Genomic DNA, 18,539 nt, shown 5'->3' on the forward strand with positions numbered 1-18,539 from the left:
CCTCGGGTGTACCGCCGCGCCTATACGCTCCTGATCGGCACGGCGGTGGCGACCTGGGCGTGGATGGTCTTCGTCACCTTCAAGTACGACCGGGTCCCGATCGAGCCCGAGGGCAAGCTGCTCGGTCCGTCGCTGACCTGGCTGCTGGAGATGCTCGGCGCGGTGCCGAGCAGCATCGCGCTGCTCAACGTCGTGATGGTCGTCGACGTCTGCCTCCGGGCGCTGACCGTGCTCGGGGCCGCGTTCGCGGTCGACCTGGCCGTCGGCACCCTGATCACGCGTCGCCGCGAGCTGTTCGCGCGCCGCGACCCGGACACCGACGACGGCACCTCGCGGTTCGCGCTGTTCCGGACGCTCGCCGGCGACCGGCGGCGAACCCACTGGACCGGTGAGCGCACCCGGCTGGTCGTGCTGGGCACGCTGTTCTTCTACCTGACCTACGTCTGCTACCGGAACCTCAAGTCCGACCTGCCGTTCGTGCGTCCCGACCCCGACCGGGAGCCGGGCCACGTGAAGGCGCTGTCCTACGACCGCGAGCTGCACGTGATGGACCGGGTGCTGTTCTTCGGGCACGACCCCTCCGACGTCCTGCACGCCGTCTTCGGCACGACGATCAGTGCGCACGTCCTCAGCCAGGTCTACCTGACCTACCTGCCGCTGGTGATCCTGCTCGTCGTCGTCTGGCTGGTGTGGTCGCGCAACGTCTCCTTCGGCTACTGGTTCGTGACCTCGCAGGTGGTCGCCTGGACGCTCGGCACCATCTCCTACTACCTGCTGCCGACCCTGGGTCCCGGGATCGAGTACCAGGCGGAGTACGAGGTCCTCACCAAGACACCCACCACCGACCTGATGGAGTCGATCACCAACGGCCGGGCGGGCGTGCTCTACGACCCGCTGGTCGAGGGTGCGCTGAACTCGGTCGCGGGCTTCGCCAGCCTGCACGTCACGATCACCGTGCTGTGGGCGCTGATGGTGCAGTACACCGTGCGCTCGACGATCCTGAAGTGGGTCTTCTGGGTCAACGCCGGTCTCACCGTGATCGCCACCCTCTACTTCGGCTGGCACTACGTCGCCGACGACATCGCCGGCATCGCGATCGCGGTCTTCTCCTTCTACGTCGGTGGCCTCGCGAGCGGGCAGAAGTTCGACCGCGGGACGGGATCGCACCCCACCACGACCACCTCCAAGGTGCCCGTCGAGAAGCACTGAGCGGAGCGGCCCGAGAACTACACCGGTGTAGTTCGCAAGCCGACACGCCGGTGACTTCTGAGTTTCTTGAGGTTTTTGTTTCTTTTGTGACGAATGCGCACTAGCGTGCTCCGAGTTGCCTGTCCGCTGACCGGAGGAGACTCCTGTGCGCCGCCCCGTCGTCGGGACCGCCCTGCTCGCGCTCGTGCTGATCACCGCTCCCGCGAGCGCCGACCCCTCGGACCCGTCGGTCCCCTCGCGCAGCGACGTCCGTGAGGCGGAGCGCCGGGCCGATGCCGCCGCCGACGACGTCGGCGCGATCCAGGCCCGGATCGACGAGGCCAACGCGAGCCTCGAGGCGGCGGCCGTCGCCGCGCAACAGGCTTCCGAGGCCTACAACGGCGCGCGCTACCGGCTCGCCGAGGCGCGCAGGGCCGAGCGGCAGGCCGCCCAGGAGGCCCGCCGTGCGGCACGCGCCCTCGCGGTCGTGAAGCGCGACTACCGCGGCGCCGTCCTGACCACCTTCGTCGGCAGCAACCCCGACCTCGCCGCGTTCAACGCGATGCTCGACGCCGACGGGCTGCCGTCGCTGCTCGACCGCGACGCGACCTCCGAGATCGTCCAGGCCGAGTTCGAGGAGAAGCGCACCGCCTACGAGGCCGCTGCGGAGGAGGCCGCCGACGCCGAGGAAGCGGCCGAGGACGCCGCGGCCGACGCCGCGGACGCAGCAGCCGACGCCGAGCTGGCCAAGCAGGACGCCGAGGACGCCGTCGCGGCCGCGGCTTCGGCCGTGGAGAGCGTCCGGGCGGAGAAGACCCGTCTGCTGCGCCGGCTGGCCCGGCTCGAGGGCGTCAGCGTCGCGCTCGCCGAGGAGCGCCAGGCCGCGCTGGAGCTGCAGGCCCAGCAGCAGGCCGAGCTCGAGGCCCAACAGCTCGCCGAGGAACAGGCCGAGCTGGAGGCACAGCAGCAGGCCGAGGAGCAGGCCGAGCAGGAGCAGCAGGAGCAGCAGGAGCAGCAGGAGCAGCCGGAGCAGCAGCCCGAGCAGCAGCCGGACACCGACGCAGACCCCGACCCCACGCCCCCGCCCAGCGACCTGGGCGGTGCGTCGGCGGCGATCGCGTTCGCCCGCGCCCAGCTCGGCGAGCCCTACGTGTGGGCCGCCGCCGGCCCGGGCTCGTGGGACTGCTCGGGCCTGACGATGGCTGCCTGGGCGGCCGGCGGGAAGTCGCTCCCGCACTACTCCGTGGCCCAGTACGAGCAGTCGACCCCGATCTCGGCGGCCGAGCTGAAGCCCGGGGACCTGGTCTTCTGGGGCTCCTCGAGCAGCGCGAGCTCGATCTACCACGTCGCGCTCTACGTCGGGGACGGCCGGATCATCCACGCCCCGCGCACCGGCCGGCCGGTGACGGAGGAGTCCATGTACTACTGGATCCCTCCTACGCACTACGCCAGGCCGTAGCCAGTAGGTTGCGGGCATGGCCAGCGACACGCAGCAGCCCACCGCGCCCGAGGAGTCGCAGCAGGAGGAGGAGCGTTCGCCGTACGGCGAGCTGAACGTCGACCTCCCCGCGCTGACCGCGCTCCTCGACGGCCGGTACGGCGAGATCCGCGACACCGTGCGCGAGGGGCTGGTGCGCTACGCCACGGTGCTCGAGGACGCGGAGACGATGACCCGCGACGAGTTCCGCGAGCGGGTCAAGGACGTCGTCGTCGAGCTGGCGGCCACCGGCCAGACGGCGATGGGCTTCCCGGAGGAGTACGGCGGCGGAGGCGACATCGGCGCCTCGATCGCCGCGTTCGAGACGCTGGGATTCGGCGACCTGTCGGTGCTGGTGAAGGTCGGGGTGCAGTTCGGGCTGTTCGGCGGCGCGATCCTCCAGCTCGGCACGAAGCGCCACCACGACGCCTACCTCGCCGGCCTGGTGAAGGGCGAGATCCTCGGCTGCTTCGCGATGACCGAGACCGGCCACGGCAGCAACGTGCAGGCGCTGGGCACCACGGCGACCTACGACCCGGGGAACCAGGAGTTCGTGATCCAGACCCAGACCCCGGCGGCCACCAAGGACTACATCGGCAACGCGGCGAGGCACGCCCAGCTCGCCGTCGTGTTCGCCCAGCTCGTCGTCGGCGGGGAGAGCCACGGCGTGCACGCGCTCGTCGTACCGCTCCGCGACGGCGACACCGTCCTGCCCGGCGTCACCATCACCGACGACGGACCGAAGATGGGCCTCAACGGCGTCGACAACGGCCGGATCCGGTTCGACGGGGTGCGGGTGCCGCGCGAGGCGCTGCTCGACCAGTTCGCGCAGGTCACCGAGGACGGCACCTACGTCAGCGAGATCGAGAACCCGAACCGCCGGTTCTTCACGATGCTCGGCACCCTGGTCCAGGGCCGGGTCTGCGTCGGCGCGGCCGGTCTCAGCGCGGCCAAGGTCGCGATCACGATCGCGGTCGAGTACGGCCTGCGCCGGCGGCAGTTCGAGGCGACCGAGGAGGAGCGCGAGGAGCTGCTGCTCGACTACGGCCTGCACCAGCGGCGGCTGTTCCCGCTGCTGGCCCGCACCTATGCCCTGCACTTCGGCCAGCAGGTGTTGACCGGTGAGCTGCACGACATCTTCTCCGGCCTCACCACCGACGAGGTCGCCCGACGGCAGCTCGAGTCCCGCGCGGCGGGCACCAAGGCGCTGGCGACCTGGCACGCCACCCGCACCATCCAGGAGTGCCGCGAGGCGTGCGGCGGCGCGGGCTACCTGTCCGAGAACCGGTTCGCCGCGCTCAAGGCCGACACCGACGTGTTCACCACCTTCGAGGGCGACAACCACGTCCTCCTCCAGCTGGTCGCCAAGGGCCTGCTGACCGACTACGCGAGCGACTTCGAGGACCTCGACCAGTTCGGGATGGTCCGGTTCGTCGCCGGGCTCGCGGTCGAGACGGTCCTCGAGCGCACCCGCGCCCACAAGCTGCTCGAGGGGATCCGCGACGTCTTCGGCGGCGACAAGTGGGACCAGGACGCCGGGCTGCTCGACCCCGACTACCACCGCGCGATGCTGGAGTTCCGCGAGGAGCACATGATCGGCAGCGTCGCCCGGCGGCTCAAGCGCGGCATCGACGCAGGCATGAACCCGGGCGAGGTCTTCTCCCGCGCCCAGGACCACGTCGTCGCGGCCGCCCGGGCCCACGTCGAGCGGCTCGTCCTCGACGCCTTCCTCGACGCGGTCGCCGCGCAGCCCGACGGTGACCTCAAGACGGTGCTGAACCTGCTCTGCGACCTGCACGCGCTCTCGGTGATCGAGGCGGACCGCGCCTGGTTCATGGAGCACGGTCGCCTCACCACGCAGCGCTCGAAGGCGATCACCCGCGAGGTCAACGAGCTGTGCCGGCGGCTCCGCCCGGTCGCCGGCGACCTGGTGCGGGCCTTCGGCGTGCCCCGGGAGATGCTGCGGTCGGAGGCACTCCTGGAGTGGGGCGAGGAGTGACGGTGCAGCTGAGCCGGATCCCAGGCCTCGGCGGGTGGGACGACGACCCGCTCTGGGCGCACTTCTACGACTGGTCGGTGGAGCACCGCCGGCTCGGCGGCCTGGCCTGGCGGCTCGGCATCCAGAGCGACCTGGGGAAGCTGTACGCCGCCGCGGCCGAGATCGGGCGCCAGCCGGCCGGATCGCGGGTCCTCGACATCCCCTGCGGGGGCGGCGTCGCGCTGCGGGGGCTCAAGCCCGGCCAGGGGGTGGAGTACGTTGCCGCGGACATCGCGCAGACCATGCTCGACCGCACGGTGCGCGCAGCCGAGCGACGGGGTGTCGCCGACCAGGTGGAGCCGCGGATCGCGGACGTGGGCGACCTGCCGATCGACGACGGCACGTTCGACCTCGTCGTCTCCTTCACCGGGCTGCACTGCTTCCCCGACCCGCAGCGCGCCGTGGTCGAGATGGTGCGGGTGCTCGAGCCGGGCGGGGTGCTGACGGGCAGTGCGCTGCTCAACGACTCCGGCCTGCACCACGAGCCGCTGCGGCGGATCGGCCGCGCGGCCGGGCTGCTCGGGCCGGGCTGCACCGGCGAGGAGTTGGTGCGCTGGCTGGAGTCGCAGCGGATGGCGGACGTCGTCCTGGACCGCAGCGGGGCGATCGGCTACTTCCGCGCGGTGAAGCGCGGGTGAGCGGAGCGACGACGCGCTCGCGCCGTCGTACTCAGTGCGAACCAGGAACGAACCGCTTGAACGACGCCTCGATCTCGAGCTCGGCCTCGGTGCGGCCGACCCAGTCGGCACCCTCGACGGACTTGCCGGGCTCGAGGTCCTTGTAGACCTCGAAGAAGTGCTGGATCTCGAGGCGGTCGAACTTCGGCACGTGGTTGATGTCGCGGATGTGCTCCATCCGCGGGTCGCTGGTCGGGACGCAGAGGACCTTGTCGTCCCCGCCCCTCTCGTCGGTCATGCGGAACATGCCGATGGCGCGGCACTTGATGAGGCAGCCCGGGAAGGTCGGCTCCTGCAGCAGGACGAGGGCGTCCAGCGGGTCACCGTCCTGGCCGAGGGTGTCCTCGATGTAGCCGTAGTCGGCCGGGTACATGGTCGAGGTGAAGAGGAAGCGGTCGAGCCGCATCCGACCGGACTCGTGGTCGACCTCGTACTTGTTCCGGCTCCCCTTGGGGATCTCAACGAGGACGTCGAACTCCAGCACTTGTTCCTCCGCTCCGCGGGACCTGCGCGAGGCCCGTTTCCACTGCCGGGGCCATCCTCCCGCACAATGTGCCCGAACGCGCAGTCGAGAGGGGTGTGAGCGTGGCCGGACGTGACAGAGACCACGCACGCGGCCGTGGCTCCGGTGGATCCGATGGATCCGGCGGATCCGGCGGTGCCGTCGTCGGGTGGGTGTCCGCCGCGCTGGCGCTGCTCCTCGTCGCTGGCGTCGCCGGCTGGCAGTTGGGTTGGTTCGACCGCTTCCTCGACGACGACCCGGCTCCGCCGGGCCCCGAGGACCCGGCCACGGTGGCGCCGCCGCCCGACGTCGACGTACCTCCGGTCGCGAAGCCGCGCCCGGTCGCTCCGGCCGCCGACACCCGGGTCCGGCTCGACCTGGCGGCCGTCGAGTCCGCGCTGACCGCGAACCTCACCGACCGCGACCTCGGGCGGCACGTGCTGGCCGCGGTCGCGCCCCTCGAGGGCGGCACCGCCTACGACTACGTCAGCTCCGGCGCCGACCTCGCGATCCCCGCGTCGACCACCAAGGTGGTCACCTCCGCGGCGGCGCTGTCGCTGCTCGGTCCCGACCACGTCTTCACGACCCGCACCGTCCTGACCGGGGGTGGGGGCGCCCCGCGGCTGGTGCTGGTCGGCGGCGGCGACCCGTTCCTGCTCAGCAGCCCGCAGGCGCAGTGGGGCACCTCGACGCCGGCGACCGTCTCCCCGCCCAAGGCCGACGTGGTCACCCTGGCCCGGCGGACGGCGCGGGCGCTGGTCGCGGACGGAGTCCGCAAGGTGCGCCTGGGCTACGACGACTCGCTCTTCAGCGGTCCTTCCGAGAATCCCGCCTGGCGGGCGGACTACATCCCCGACGGCGTGGTCTCGCCGATCACCGCGCTCTGGGTGGACGAGGGCCGCGACCCGATCGGCTACGGCCGGGTGGCCGACCCGTCGCTGACCGCGACCGTCCTCTTCGAGAAGGCGCTCGTCGCCGCCGGCATCTCCGTCGTCGGCTCCCCGCAGCCGGCGAGCGCGCGCGGCGGCGACGACGTCGCGGCGGTCGACTCGGCGCCGCTGGCACAGATCGTGCAACGGGTGCTCGAGGTGAGCGACAACGAGGCGTCCGAGGTGCTCCTGCGCCACATCGGCCTCGCCGACGGGGGCGACGGCTCGTTCGTCGGCGGCCAGGCCGCGGTCCAGCGGGTGCTCCAGGCCAACGGCATCAAGATGCGCGGCTCGGTCCTGTACGACGGCAGCGGCCTCTCCCGCGAGAACCTGATGTCGCCACAGCTGCTCGTCGACGTGATCCGGTGGGCCGCCTCCGACGAACACCCGGAGCTCCGCGCGGTGCTCAGCGGCCTGCCCGTCGCGGGGTTCACCGGCTCGCTCGCCGACCGGTTCGACCACGGTGCGGCCGAGGGACCGGGCCGGGTGCGGGCCAAGACCGGCACCCTCACCGGAGTCACCTCGCTCGCCGGCATCGCCGTCGACCTCGACGGCTCCCTGCTGGTCTTCGCGCTGATGGCCGACCGGGTGCGGCCCAGCCGGAGCGGGCTCGCCCAGGTGGCGATGGACGACGCGGCCTCCACCCTCGGCGCCTGCACCTGCGCGCGCTGAGGGTGACGCCAGCCGCCCCACCCGTACGCTTCACGGCATGACGAGCGAGCACCCCGGGAACGACGTGCCGGGCGACGTGCCGTCGATGGTGGACTGGGAGCTCGCGATCTCGATCGGGTCGAAGCTGGCCGGCGAGGGCCCGGTCGTCACCCGCGCCGAGGCCGACGAGGTCGTTGCCGAGCTGCGCGCCGACGCCGACCACAGCACCGGGCTCGTGCGTGACTTCACCGGCCTCTCCGCACCCGACCACACCGCGCCGGTGCTGGTCGTCGACCGGCCGGGCTGGGTGCGGGCCAACGCCGAGGGCTTCCAGGTCGCGACCGGCCCGATGATGCGCAAGCTGTCGGACAAGCGGGTGCCGAAGGGGATCGCCCACGCCGTGGGCTCCAAGGTCACCGGCGCCGAGGTGGGCGGCCTGCTCGGCTTCCTCGCCGGCAAGGTGCTCGGCCAGTTCGACCCGTTCTACGAGCCGTCCGGCCGGCTGCTCCTCGTGGCGCCCAACATCGTGCACGTCGAGCGCGAGCTCGACGTCGACCCGACCGACTTCCGGCTGTGGGTCTGCCTCCACGAGGAGACCCACCGGGTGCAGTTCACCGCCGTCCCCTGGATGCGCGATCACCTGTTCTCCGAGATCGAGGCGATCAGCGACACCCTCGAGCCGAGCTCGTTCCTCGAGGGTGGCCTCGAGCGGATCACCGAGGCGGTCCGCAACAGCCGCAAGGGCAGCCTCGTCGACATGTTCAGCACGCCGGAGCAGCGCGAGATCCTCGACCGGGTCACCGGGATGATGTCGCTCCTCGAGGGCCACGCCGACGTCGTCATGGACGACGTGGGGCCGCAGGTGATCGGGTCGGTCAAGGAGATCCGCGCCAAGTTCACCAAGCGCCGCCAGGGCGTCGGCACCCTCGACCGGCTGCTGCGCCGGCTGCTCGGGCTGGAGGCCAAGATGGCGCAGTACCGCGACGGCGCCCGCTTCGTCCGCGCGGTCGTCGACAAGGTCGGCATGGACGAGTTCAACGCCGTCTGGGCCGAGCCCGCCCACCTGCCGTCGAAGGCCGAGCTGAGCGACCACGACGGGTGGATCCGGCGCGTGCTGGGATAGCCCGGGCGGGCAGCTGCATGGCACTCCACCCTTCTGTCGCGGCCTGCCGGCGTGGCGTCCGGGGCGTGCTCGCGCGGCTGGAGCCCGGCGACACCGTGCTCGTCGCCTGCTCCGGCGGTGCCGACTCGCTCGCACTCGCCGCGGCCACCGTCTTCGAGGGCCACAAGCTCGGACTGCGTGTCGTCGGCGCGACCGTCGACCACGGCCTGCAGCCCGGCTCCGCCGGGCAGGCCGAGCGGGTGGTGGCCCAGCTGGCCGCGATCGGGGTCGACGAGACCGCCACCGTCCGCGTGGAGGTCGTCGGCGGGAGCGAGGGGCCGGAGGCTGCCGCCCGCCGAGCCCGGTACGACGTCCTCGAGCAGCTGCGCGAGCACACCGACGCCGCGCTCGTGCTGCTCGGGCACACCCGCGACGACCAGGCCGAGACGGTGCTGCTCGGGCTGGCCCGCGGCTCCGGCGGCCGCTCCCTGGCCGGGATGCGGCGCGGGTTCGACCACTACGCCCGACCGCTCCTCGACGTGACCCGCGACGACACCGTGACCGCCTGCCAGGTCGAGGGACTCGAGCCGTGGGAGGACCCGCACAACGACGACCCCGGCTACGCACGGGTGCGCGTGCGCCGTACGGTCCTGCCGACGTTGGAGGAGAACCTCGGCCCCGGCGTCGCCGCCGCCCTGGCCCGCACCGCCGACCTGGTGCGGCAGGACGTCGAGGCCCTCGACGCGCTGGCGGAGGAGGCGTACGCCCGGCTGAAGTTCTCGACAGGCTCGACCAGCACAGCTCTTTCGGTGGCCGAGCTCGTCGAGACCCCGCGCGCCATCGCCACCCGGGTCCTCCGACTCGCCGCGGTCGCGGCCGGGGCCACCGACAGCGAGCTGTTCCACGTCCACGTCGAGCAGCTCCACAGCCTGGCCACCCGGGCGATCGACGGCGAGATCCAGCTGCCCGGCCACGTCACCGCCTACCGGGACGACGGGCACCTGCGGTTCCGGCGCACTCCTGTGCCATCCTGACGACATGGACGCTGGGGCAGTCGAGGGCGACCTCGTCGAGGTGCTGTTCACCGAGAAGCAGATCGTCGACCGGCTCGCCGAGCTCGCGGCCGAGGTCGACCGCGACTACGAGGGCAAGGACCTGGTGATCGTCGGGGTCCTCCGTGGCGCGGTCATGGTCATGGCCGACCTCGCCCGGGCGCTCGACCGGCACGTCGAGATGGACTGGATGGCGGTGTCGTCGTACGGCTCGGGGACCAAGTCCTCCGGCGTCGTGCGGATCCTCAAGGACCTCGACTCCGACATCTCCGGCCGGCACGTGCTCATCGTCGACGAGATCATCGACACCGGCCTTACGCTGTCGTGGCTGACCTCCAACCTCAGCTCCCGCGGTCCTGCCAGCGTCGAGATCCTCACGCTGCTCCGCAAGCCGGAGGCGCTGCAGATGCCGGTCGACGTCAAGTACGTCGGCTGGGACATCCCCAACGAGTTCGTCGTCGGCTACGGCCTCGACTACCGCGAGCGCTACCGCAACCTCCGCGACATCGGCACCCTCGCTCCTCACGTCTATTCGTAGCCACTTCTGACTACGCGGGGAGCCGGTCGACCCGGGCTGCCCCGGTTGGCCCTTCCGTCCTACCACCGGGCTGCGACAATGAACCGGTACGGCGACAGGTACCGTCGTCAGTTCAACTCGTGCCGGTAGGAGCGGAAGAAGTCTGTGAAGCGCGTTTTCAGGGGTCCCTGGCTGTGGATCGTGGTTGCGGTCCTGGCCGTCTTGCTCGCGCTGGAGTTCCTCGCGCCCGGCGGCGGGTACGACGAGGTCTCCACCTCGACGATGAGCAAGTACATCGACGAGGGCCAGGTCAAGGAGATCACCTTCATCGACGGTGACCAGACCATCGAGGCCACCCTCGACAAGGGCACCCGCGACGAGGGCGACAAGGTCATGACCCACTACATCCAGGGTCAGCAGGAGGGCATCCTCGAGGCGGTGGACGAGCAGGTCGCCTCCGGTGACATCGACAAGTCCAACTCCGAGAACCCGCAGCCCAGTCTCCTCGGATCGCTGCTCGCCACGCTCCTCCCGTTCGCGCTGATCATCCTGCTGTTCATCTTCCTGATGAACAACGTGCAGGGCGGCGGCCGCGGCGTCATGCAGTTCGGCAAGTCCAAGGCGAAGATGATCAGCAAGGACATGCCGAAGTCGACCTTCGCCGACGTCGCCGGCTGCGACGAGGCGATCGAGGAGCTCGGCGAGATCAAGGAGTTCCTCCAGGAGCCGGCGAAGTTCCAGGCCGTCGGCGCCAAGATCCCCAAGGGCGTGCTGCTCTACGGCCCTCCGGGCACCGGCAAGACGCTGCTCGCCCGCGCGGTCGCCGGCGAGGCTGGCGTGCCGTTCTACTCGATCTCCGGCTCCGACTTCGTCGAGATGTTCGTCGGTGTCGGTGCCTCCCGCGTGCGCGACCTCTTCGAGCAGGCCAAGGAGAACGCCCCGGCGATCGTCTTCATCGACGAGATCGACGCCGTCGGCCGCCACCGCGGCGCCGGCATGGGCGGCGGTCACGACGAGCGCGAGCAGACCCTCAACCAGCTGCTGGTCGAGATGGACGGCTTCGACGTCCGCGGCGGGGTCATCCTCATCGCCGCGACCAACCGCCCCGACGTCCTCGACCCCGCGCTGCTGCGCCCGGGCCGGTTCGACCGGCAGATCGGCGTCGACGCGCCCGACCTGTCCGGCCGCAAGCGGATCCTCGAGGTGCACGCGAGGGGCAAGCCGCTGGCTCCCGACGTGGACCTGATGGCCGTCGCCCGCCGTACGCCGGGCTTCAGCGGTGCCGACCTCGCCAACGTGCTCAACGAGGCGGCGCTCCTGACCGCGCGCAACAACCAGAAGCAGATCGTCGCGACCGCGCTGGACGAGGCCATCGACCGCGTGATCGCCGGTCCGCAACGCCGCACGCGGTTGATGACGGAGAAGGAGAAGCTGATCACGGCCTACCACGAGGGCGGCCACGCCCTCGTCGCCGCGGCGCTCCCCGGGACCGACCCGGTCCACAAGATCACGATCCTGCCGCGGGGTCGCGCGCTCGGCTACACGATGGTGCTGCCGGACGAGGACAAGTACTCCCAGACCCGCAGCGAGATGCTCGACAAGCTGGCCTACATGCTGGGCGGTCGCGCGGCGGAGGAGATGGTCTTCCACGACCCGACCACCGGCGCCGGCAACGACATCGAGAAGGCCACCAGCGTGGCCCGGGCGATGGTCACCCAGTACGGCATGACCGAGCGCCTCGGCGCGATCAAGCTCGGCGAGTCCAACTCCGAGCCGTTCCTCGGCCGCGACCTCGGGCACCAGCGCAACTACTCCGAGGACGTCGCCGCGATCGTCGACGAGGAGACCAAGCTGCTCCTCGCCGCCGCGCACCAGGAGGCCTTCGACATCCTGGTCGAGAACCGCGACGTGCTCGACGCCCTGGTCCTCGCGCTGCTCGACAAGGAGACGCTCGACAAGGCCGAGGTCGCCGAGATCTTCGAGCCGCTGCGGAAGCGCCCGGAGCGGCCGGCCTGGACCGGCTCGCCGACCCGGATCCCCTCGGAGATCCCGCCCGTCGAGATCCCGGAGGAGATCCGCAAGCGTGCGGAGTCCAACGGCGGCCTCAACGGCAGCACGCCGCAGGAGGACGAGCAGGAGGGTGCGGGCGCCGTCCTCACCCCGCCCGGACCGGGCGGCGACGTCTACGGCGGGCCGCCGATCGCCCCGAGCACCGACGGCCCGGTGCCCCCCAGCAGCCCCGGGTCCTAGGCTCCAGTCCGTGGCTGACCCGATCTCCGCGCCGGACCGCGACCCCGCCGACGTACCCCCGTTCGATCAAGCACGCGCCGAGGCGGCCGTCCGAGAGCTGTTGATCGCGCTCGGGGAGGACCCCGACCGCGAGGGACTGCTCGACACCCCCGCCCGGGTCGCCCGTGCCTACGCCGAGGTCACCGCCGGGCTCCGGCAACGGCCGGAGGACGTGCTCACGACGACCTTCGACCTCGGCCACGACGAGATGGTGCTGGTCCGCGACATCGAGCTGTGGTCGATGTGCGAGCACCACCTGGTCCCGTTCACGGGCGTCGCGCACGTCGGCTACATCCCGGCCGAGAGCGGCAAGATCACCGGCCTGTCCAAGCTGGCCCGGCTGGTCGACGTCTACGCCAAGCGCCCGCAGGTCCAGGAGCGGCTGACCACGCAGGTCGCCGACGCCCTGATGCGGATCCTCGAGGCTCGCGGCGTGATCGTGGTGATCGAGGCCGAGCACCTCTGCATGACGATGCGCGGGGTCCGCAAGGCCGGCGCCCGCACCATCACCTCCGCGATCCGCGGCAGCATGCACAACGCCGCCACCCGCAACGAGGCCATGAGCCTGATCATGCACGGGACCCGCTGAGGCCCATGGCCGCGAGCCCGCTCGTCATGGGCGTCGTCAACGTCACGCCGGACTCGTTCTCCGACGGCGGCCGCTACCTCGACGCCGAGCAGGCGATCGCGCACGGCCGCCGGCTGCTCGGAGAGGGTGCCGACATCCTCGACATCGGTGGCGAGTCGACCCGGCCGGGCGCGACCCGGCCGCTGCTCGAGGAGGAGCTCGACCGCGTCGTACCCGTCATCGAGGCGCTGGCCGCCGACGGCGCGACCGTCTCGGTCGACACCATGCGCGCCGAGGTCGCGGCGGCGGCGCTGGAGGCCGGAGCCCGGGTCGTCAACGACGTCTCCGGCGGCCTCGCCGACCCCGGCATCCTCGACGTGGTCGCCGGCAGCCCCGCGACCACCTACGTCGCGATGCACTGGCGCGCGCACAGCGACCGGATGCAGGAGTTCACGACGTACGACGGACCCGTGGCCGCCGTCGTGGCCGAGGAGCTGCGCGCGCGGGTGGTCGCGATCCGCGCGGCCGGCATCGCCGACGAGCGGATCGTGCTCGACCCCGGCCTGGGGTTCGCGAAGAACGGGGCGCAGAACTGGGCGCTGCTGGCCCGCATCGGGGAGATCCAGGAGATCGGCTTCCCCGTTCTGGTGGGCGCCAGCCGGAAGCGGTTCCTCGGCCAGCTCCTGGCCGGGCCCGACGGCGCGCTGCGGCCCGTGGAGGAGCGCGAGCTCGCCCACGCCGCGGTGCTGGCTGCGCTGGCGCGGGCCGGCGTGTGGGGGGTGCGGGTGCACGACGTGCGGGCAGCGCGCGACGTGCTGACGACGATCGAGCGGCTGGAGGCCGAAGGATGACGAGCGGACGCGCTCCCGACGAGCTGACCGTGCGGGGCATCGAGTGCTGGGGCCACCACGGCGTGTTCGACCACGAGCGACGCGACGGCCAGACGTTCGTGGTCGACCTCACCCTGGGCATCGACACCGCGCCCGCGGCGGCCTCGGACGACTTGCGTGACACCGTCGACTACGGGAGCCTCGTCGACGAGGTTGCGGCGGTGGTCGAAGGGGAACCGATCGACCTGATCGAGACTCTCGCCCAGCGGATCGCCGACGTGTGCCTCTTGGACCCTCGTGTTGAATGGTCGAGGGTGACGGTGCACAAGCCGGACGCGCCGATCACGGCGACGTTCGCCGACGTGCAGCTGACCATCACCCGACACCGACCCCCGACAGCAGCCCAGGGAAAGGGAGAGGCCGAACGATGAGCGAAGCGCCCAACCCGAACATCATCGACGCGGACACCCTGACCGGGGAGATGCGGCCGATCCGCCGGGTCGTCGTCGGTCTGGGCTCGAACCTGGGGGAGCGCCTCGACAACCTGCAGGGCGCGGTCGACGCCCTCGCCGACACCCCGGACGTGTGGATCACCGGCATCTCGCCGGTCTACGAGTCCGAGCCGGTCGGGTGCCCGCCCGACTCGCCGAAGTTCCTCAACGCGGTCGTGCTGATGGACACCACGCTCTCCGCGCACCGCCTGCTCGACCGCGCGCTCGCCATCGAGGACGCCTACGACCGCGACCGGAGCCACGGGGTCAACTCGCCCCGCACCCTCGACGTCGACCTCATCGTCGTCGGCGACCGGCGCAGCGACACCGAGGCGCTGAAGCTCCCGCACCCGCTGGCCCACGAGCGGTCGTTCGTGCTCCGACCGTGGCTCGACCTCGAGCCCGATGCGGAGATCCCCGACCAGGGGCCGATCTCCGTGCTGCTCGAGAAGGTCGGCACCGACGGCCTCGACCGCCGCGACGACCTGGTGCTCGAGTCCGACGAGTGAGGGACTCACCGGAGCCGGATCCACTCGGCGACGGTCCTGAACCGGGTCCCGGGGACGGCGAGCCGCACGGCTCCCTGGAGCCGACCCCGCCCACGGTGGTCGCCGGCTGGGCGCTCGCGGGCCTCGTGCTCGGCTGGGTCCTGCACTACGCGAGCGACCGGATGGGCAACGTGCCGCCCCTGGTCACCTGGGGCCAGCCGCTGGCGCTGGTCCTGCTGGCGGTGATCCTGGGCTACGTCGCCTGGGCCACCTGGCGGACCGTGCACGTACGACGCGAGCGGCTCCAACCGCACCAGGCTGTCAACCGGCTGGTGCTCGCGCGGGCCAGTGCCCTGGTCGCCGCGCTGGTCGCGGGCGGCTACCTGGGCTACGCGCTCAGCTGGGTCCGGGCCGACACCGACAACGGACGGATGTGGCCGTCGTTCGCGGCTGCGGTCGCGGGAGCCCTCGGCGTGGCGGCCGCACTACTCCTCGAGCGAGCGTGTCGCATCAGAAACACTGATAACAAAGCGTAACGTCAGCCACATGACTTCCCCCGCGGGCAGCTCCCGCCGTCGTCAGCGGTCGACCCGAGTCGTGGTCGCCGTGCTCCTGCTGCTGGTCGCCGCCGTCACGGTCGCCGGCACTGCGGTCACCGGCTCCTGGCCGGCCGTGACCGTCGCGGGCGGGCTCGCCGTACTGCTCGGCGCCGCCGCCACCAAGATCACCCACACCGAGCTGATGACCTCCCGCGTCGACGCCGCGCGGGACCGCGCCGAGCAGGCTCGGGCGTTCCGCGACGTCGACAGCCGTCGCTCCGCCGAGGGCGTCGAGTTCGCCGCCACCATGCAGGGCAGCCTCGCCAAGCGCGACGCCACCGTCTCCCGCCTCGAGCGCCGCCTCCACGAGACCGCCGAGGAGCTGGCCGAGGCCCGCCGCCACCTCGTCGACGTCGAGGAGCAGCTGACCTACGCCGAGCGCGCCACCGCCGACCTCACCGCCCGCGCCGCCGACGCCGACGAGCGCGCCACCCAGGCCGTCGTCCGCGTCGCCGAGCTCGAGGCCGAGGTCGACCTGCTGACCGCCCAGTGGGAGGCCGCCGAGGCCGCCCTCGCGGCCCAGCAGGTCAAGACCGCCTGAGGCTGGGTTCGTCCCACCTGTCCCAGGAATCCCCGGTTGACCGGGGATTCCACGGGTTGTCAGCCATTGCAGAGGCCGACAACCCGCGGAACACCCGGCCGACCGGGTATTCCGCGGTCTCCCCGGCCAGCACTACTCCCGCAGCGACGCCCGCAGCGCCCGATGCACCCCGGCAGGGGTGAGCACGCCGACGAACTGCGGGCCGTCGGTGACGCCGACCATCGCCCGGTCGTCGCGCAGCATCGCCGCCAGGGCCTCCTCCAGGGTGGCGCTGACGGGGACGGTCGAGGCGAGCTCGGAGGCCAGGACCTGGTCGACCGGCTCGAGATGGGCGGTGTCGATGCGAGTGACGGCGAGCCGGCGCAGGCCGCGCTCGGCGCCGACGAAGGTCGCGACCTCCTCGTCGACCGGGTGGGCGAGCAGGGCGGCGGGGGTGTCGTACTGCAACAGCCGGCCGCCCTCGGCGAACACCGCCACCCGGTCGCCGAGCAGCACCGCCTCGTCGATGTCGTGGGTCACCAGCACCACGGTCTTCTCCAGCTCCCGCTGCAGCCGGCGGAACTCCTCCTGCAGCCGGCCGCGGATCACCGGGTCCACCGCGCCGAACGGCTCGTCCATCAGCAGCACCGGCGGGTTCGCCGCCAGCGCCCGGGCGACGCCGACCCGCTGCCGCTGGCCGCCGGAGAGCTGGTGGGGATAGCGGTCGCCGTACTGCTCGGGGTCGAGGCCGACCAGTGACATCAGCTCGTGGGCGCGGGCGCGGGCGGTCGCCTTCGACTCGCCGTAGAGCAGCGGCACCGTCATCACGTTGGCGGTGATCCGTTGGTGCGGGAACAGTCCGACCTGCTGGATCACGTAACCGATGCCGCGGCGCAGCTCCACCGGGTCCCCGTGGGTGACGTCGCGGCCGTCGATCTCGATCAGGCCGGTGGTCGGCTCGACCAGCCGGTTGATCATCTTCAGCGTCGTCGACTTGCCGCAGCCGGACGGACCGACCAGGCAGACCAGCTCACCGCGCCGGACCTCGAGGTCGAGCTCGCGCACCGCGACCGTGCCGTCGTCGTACGTCTTGCTGACCCCGGTCAGCCGGATCATCGACTCGCCGTTGCGCGGGTCGACCACCGGCGCCGCGGTACCTTCCATGCCGTGACCCTACTGGGAGCGGCGCCGGCTGCAGCGGAGCCGAGCTGCTACAGCGCGCTGGTCAACGAGTGGTGGTGCGCCCAGTACGTCGAGGACCGTCGCGACGACATCGTCGCCGCGACCACCGAGCACCTGCAGATCACCGTCGCCGCTGTCCTCCTCGGGCTGCTGATCGCGTTCCCGCTGGCCCTCCTCGCCCGCCGGCTGCCGCGGCTGGAGACGACGATCCTCGGCGTGAGCACCGGCCTCTACACGGTCCCGTCGCTCGCACTGTTCCCGCTGCTCGTCCCGTTCACCGGCCTCACCGCGACGACGGTCGTCATCGGCCTCGGCGTCTACGCGCTCACGATCCTGGTGCGCGGCTTCCTCGACGGCTTCCGGTCGGTGCCCGACGACGTCGTGGAGTCCGCGGTCGGCCTCGGCTACGGCACGACCCGGCTGCTCTTCAAGGTGCAGCTGCCGCTCGCCCTGCCGGTGCTGGTGGCGGCGCTGCGGGTGGCCACGGTCTCCACGGTGGCGTTGACGACGGTCGGCACCCTGGTGTCGTACGGCGGCCTCGGGGACCTGATCGCGCACGGGGTGCAGCGCAACTTCCGGGCCGAGCTGGTCACGGCCGCGGTGCTGTGCGTGGTGCTCGCGCTGCTGCTCGACATCGTCCTGGTCGTCGCGCAACGGCTGTTGACGCCCTGGGCGAGGGCGGGGGCGCGATGACGCTCCTCGAGCTCACCTGGGACTACCTCACGACGGCGGGCAGCTGGACCGGCAACGGCGGCCTGCTGGACCGGCTGGTCGAGCAGCTGCTGCTCACGGTGACCGCCCTGCTCCTCGGCATGGGCGTCGGGCTGCCGCTCGCGCTCTGGCTCGGCCACATCGGCCGCGGCGGCTTCCTCGCGGTCAACGTCTCCAACATCGGCCGCGCGATCCCGACCTTCGCCCTCCTGGCGGTGCTGGTCACCGCTGACTGGCCGGGTCCGGCCCAGCTCGGCCCCTACGGCCGCGCCGGTCTCGCGACCCTGATCGCGCTGGCGCTGTTCGCGCTGCCGCCGCTGGTCACCAACGCCTACACCGCGGTGCGAGAGGTCTCCGCCGACGTCCTCGAGGCAGCCGACGGGATGGGGATGTCCGGGCGGCAGCGGTTCTGGCGGGTCGAGCTGCCCCTCGCGCTGCCGCTGGTGGTGTCGGGCGTCCGCCTGGCGCTGGTGCAGGTCTGGGCGACGGCAACGATCGCCGCGCTGGTGGCCGGGCCCGGCGTGGGCGCGATCATCGTGTCCGGCTTCGCCCGCAACAAGTACAGCGAGGGCATCGGCGCCGCCTTCGTGGTGGCCGTCGCGGCGCTGGTCCTCGAGCTGCTGGCGGCCGCGGCGCAGCGGGCCGTCCAGCCCGGCCGCGGGGCCACTGTACGGACGAGCTAGGGCACGCTGTCGGGGCGTGGCCCTATCGTGTGCGCAGGCCTCCAT

At 71.9% G+C, this 18,539-nt stretch carries 19 protein-coding genes; 17 read left to right on the top strand and 2 right to left on the bottom strand.

Translation table 11 applies throughout. The features are described 5' to 3' along the window. The first annotated feature begins 6 nt into the window (after window positions 1–6). From DJ010_RS15145 to DJ010_RS15160, 4 genes are all read left to right on the top strand, one after another. Window positions 7–1,209: a phosphatase PAP2 family protein gene (locus tag DJ010_RS15145; RefSeq protein WP_245927592.1), complete on the top strand. Its 1,203-nt coding sequence runs from the start codon at window positions 7–9 to the stop codon at window positions 1,207–1,209. Window positions 1,210–1,354: 145 nt separating this feature from the next. After that, entirely contained in the window at window positions 1,355–2,647 is a 1,293-nt protein-coding gene (locus DJ010_RS15150) for a C40 family peptidase (RefSeq protein ID WP_109695254.1), read from the top strand. 16 nt (window positions 2,648–2,663) lie between these two features. Beyond that, on the top strand, window positions 2,664–4,664 hold the full coding sequence (locus tag DJ010_RS15155) for an acyl-CoA dehydrogenase family protein (protein ID WP_109695256.1): 2,001 nt from the start codon (window positions 2,664–2,666) through the stop codon (window positions 4,662–4,664). After that, a complete protein-coding gene (locus tag DJ010_RS15160; protein WP_158283026.1) occupies window positions 4,661–5,341 on the top strand; it encodes a class I SAM-dependent methyltransferase in 681 nt (226 codons plus the stop codon). The genes DJ010_RS15155 and DJ010_RS15160 overlap by 4 nt, the downstream gene beginning before the upstream one ends. Before the next feature lie 31 nt (window positions 5,342–5,372). Here DJ010_RS15160 and DJ010_RS15165 read toward each other — a convergent pair whose 3' ends face one another. Next, entirely contained in the window at window positions 5,373–5,861 is a 489-nt protein-coding gene (locus tag DJ010_RS15165) for an inorganic diphosphatase (RefSeq protein ID WP_109695651.1), read from the bottom strand. 194 nt (window positions 5,862–6,055) lie between these two features. Here DJ010_RS15165 and dacB point away from each other — a divergent pair, with 194 nt between their 5' ends. The 11 genes from dacB (at window position 6,056) to DJ010_RS15220 (ending at window position 15,939) form a co-directional block, all read left to right on the top strand. Then, window positions 6,056–7,483: a D-alanyl-D-alanine carboxypeptidase/D-alanyl-D-alanine endopeptidase gene (gene dacB / locus DJ010_RS15170; RefSeq protein ID WP_146207366.1), complete on the top strand. Its 1,428-nt coding sequence runs from the start codon at window positions 6,056–6,058 to the stop codon at window positions 7,481–7,483. Window positions 7,484–7,520: 37 nt separating this feature from the next. Further along, window positions 7,521–8,585, top strand: coding sequence for a zinc-dependent metalloprotease (locus tag DJ010_RS15175; RefSeq protein ID WP_245927594.1), 1,065 nt, complete (start codon window positions 7,521–7,523; stop codon window positions 8,583–8,585). A gap of 65 nt (window positions 8,586–8,650) precedes the next feature. Continuing rightward, window positions 8,651–9,598, top strand: coding sequence for a tRNA lysidine(34) synthetase TilS (tilS, locus tag DJ010_RS15180; protein WP_245927595.1), 948 nt, complete (start codon window positions 8,651–8,653; stop codon window positions 9,596–9,598). Window positions 9,599–9,602: 4 nt separating this feature from the next. Continuing rightward, the gene (gene hpt, locus DJ010_RS15185) at window positions 9,603–10,154 is read left to right on the top strand and encodes a hypoxanthine phosphoribosyltransferase (protein WP_109695265.1); all 552 of its coding nucleotides are present in this window, start codon (window positions 9,603–9,605) and stop codon (window positions 10,152–10,154) included. Between the two features lie 144 nt (window positions 10,155–10,298). Next, complete coding sequence (ftsH, locus tag DJ010_RS15190; protein ID WP_109695267.1) at window positions 10,299–12,383, top strand: ATP-dependent zinc metalloprotease FtsH; 2,085 nt, start codon at window positions 10,299–10,301, stop codon at window positions 12,381–12,383. Window positions 12,384–12,393: 10 nt separating this feature from the next. Then, window positions 12,394–13,011, top strand: a complete 618-nt coding sequence (gene folE, locus DJ010_RS15195; RefSeq protein ID WP_245927597.1) for a GTP cyclohydrolase I FolE — start codon at window positions 12,394–12,396, stop codon at window positions 13,009–13,011. Between the two features lie 5 nt (window positions 13,012–13,016). After that, complete coding sequence (gene folP / locus DJ010_RS15200) at window positions 13,017–13,841, top strand: dihydropteroate synthase (RefSeq protein ID WP_109695269.1); 825 nt, start codon at window positions 13,017–13,019, stop codon at window positions 13,839–13,841. Beyond that, window positions 13,838–14,251: a dihydroneopterin aldolase gene (folB, locus tag DJ010_RS15205; protein ID WP_109695271.1), complete on the top strand. Its 414-nt coding sequence runs from the start codon at window positions 13,838–13,840 to the stop codon at window positions 14,249–14,251. Before folP ends, folB begins: the two co-directional genes overlap by 4 nt. Further along, entirely contained in the window at window positions 14,248–14,820 is a 573-nt protein-coding gene (gene folK / locus DJ010_RS15210; protein WP_109695273.1) for a 2-amino-4-hydroxy-6-hydroxymethyldihydropteridine diphosphokinase, read from the top strand. Before folB ends, folK begins: the two co-directional genes overlap by 4 nt. Beyond that, window positions 14,817–15,335, top strand: coding sequence for a DUF3180 family protein (locus tag DJ010_RS15215; protein WP_245927599.1), 519 nt, complete (start codon window positions 14,817–14,819; stop codon window positions 15,333–15,335). Before folK ends, DJ010_RS15215 begins: the two co-directional genes overlap by 4 nt. A gap of 10 nt (window positions 15,336–15,345) precedes the next feature. Then, window positions 15,346–15,939 carry a hypothetical protein gene (locus DJ010_RS15220; RefSeq protein WP_146207367.1) on the top strand — a complete coding sequence of 198 codons (594 nt, stop codon included), beginning with the start codon at window positions 15,346–15,348 and terminating at the stop codon, window positions 15,937–15,939. A 132-nt stretch (window positions 15,940–16,071) separates the two neighbouring features. Here DJ010_RS15220 and DJ010_RS15225 read toward each other — a convergent pair whose 3' ends face one another. Next, the gene (locus tag DJ010_RS15225; protein ID WP_439331695.1) at window positions 16,072–17,082 is read right to left on the bottom strand and encodes an ABC transporter ATP-binding protein; all 1,011 of its coding nucleotides are present in this window, start codon (window positions 17,080–17,082) and stop codon (window positions 16,072–16,074) included. A 3-nt stretch (window positions 17,083–17,085) separates the two neighbouring features. Here DJ010_RS15225 and DJ010_RS15230 point away from each other — a divergent pair, with 3 nt between their 5' ends. Next, window positions 17,086–17,793 (top strand): ABC transporter permease, encoded by a 708-nt coding sequence (locus DJ010_RS15230; protein WP_109695277.1) that lies wholly within the window; start codon window positions 17,086–17,088, stop codon window positions 17,791–17,793. After that, the gene (locus tag DJ010_RS15235) at window positions 17,790–18,494 is read left to right on the top strand and encodes an ABC transporter permease (protein ID WP_109695279.1); all 705 of its coding nucleotides are present in this window, start codon (window positions 17,790–17,792) and stop codon (window positions 18,492–18,494) included. Before DJ010_RS15230 ends, DJ010_RS15235 begins: the two co-directional genes overlap by 4 nt. Window positions 18,495–18,539 lie beyond the last annotated feature (45 nt).

This window comes from Nocardioides silvaticus (assembly GCF_003160695.1).
GTDB lineage: Bacteria > Actinomycetota > Actinomycetes > Propionibacteriales > Nocardioidaceae > Nocardioides > Nocardioides silvaticus.

Coding starts and splice junctions, on each gene's coding strand:
- DJ010_RS15220 (WP_146207367.1), top strand. CDS start 15,346: ATGACTTCCCCCGCGGGCAGCTCCCGCCGTCGTCAGCGGTCGACCCGA.
- DJ010_RS15225 (WP_439331695.1), bottom strand. CDS start 17,082: ATGGAAGGTACCGCGGCGCCGGTGGTCGACCCGCGCAACGGCGAGTCG.
- folB (WP_109695271.1), top strand. CDS start 13,838: ATGACGAGCGGACGCGCTCCCGACGAGCTGACCGTGCGGGGCATCGAG.
- DJ010_RS15235 (WP_109695279.1), top strand. CDS start 17,790: ATGACGCTCCTCGAGCTCACCTGGGACTACCTCACGACGGCGGGCAGC.
- hpt (WP_109695265.1), top strand. CDS start 9,603: ATGGACGCTGGGGCAGTCGAGGGCGACCTCGTCGAGGTGCTGTTCACC.
- DJ010_RS15155 (WP_109695256.1), top strand. CDS start 2,664: ATGGCCAGCGACACGCAGCAGCCCACCGCGCCCGAGGAGTCGCAGCAG.
- DJ010_RS15175 (WP_245927594.1), top strand. CDS start 7,521: ATGACGAGCGAGCACCCCGGGAACGACGTGCCGGGCGACGTGCCGTCG.
- folK (WP_109695273.1), top strand. CDS start 14,248: ATGAGCGAAGCGCCCAACCCGAACATCATCGACGCGGACACCCTGACC.
- folP (WP_109695269.1), top strand. CDS start 13,017: ATGGCCGCGAGCCCGCTCGTCATGGGCGTCGTCAACGTCACGCCGGAC.